Annotated in this window: 1 protein-coding gene; it reads left to right on the top strand. The window is 63.0% G+C overall.

Features of this window, described 5'->3' with window-relative positions; genetic code table 11:
• Nucleotides 1–117 precede the first annotated feature (117 nt).
• A partial coding sequence (locus NP503_RS33215) for a transposase (protein ID WP_164774014.1) occupies nucleotides 118–386 on the top strand: 269 nt, incomplete at its 3' end.

A 386-nucleotide genomic window follows, 5' to 3' on the forward strand; every position in this document is an offset into this window, starting at 1 on the left:
GAATTGCAGGATTAGCGGTTTATTGGGGCTGTTTTCCTGCAATTCGGTTTTGCGATTCCCTTGTGGCGCGGAGCGTGATTCACTCGGTTCGGCGGCGGCGAATCGAGGGGACAGCGAATGTCCAGGCCACGCGAGAAGCGCGAGACGGGAGAGCAGGACCTGTTCCGCTCCAGGCTCGACCAAATCATCAACATGAAGCACGAGCTGGTGCGGCTGGCGCAGGCGATCGACTGGCCGGTGCTGGAGGAGCGTTTCGGCGCCGTCTATTCGGACGGCCCCGGCATGCCGCCGCTGCCGACCCGGCTGATGGCGGGGCTGGCGATCCTCAAGCACACCTTCAACCTGTCGGATGAGGTGCTGTGCGAGCGCTGGGTGGAGAACCCTTA

This window comes from Mesorhizobium sp. SEMIA396 (assembly GCF_024518615.1).
In the GTDB taxonomy this organism is placed as follows: Bacteria; Pseudomonadota; Alphaproteobacteria; order Rhizobiales; family Rhizobiaceae; genus Mesorhizobium.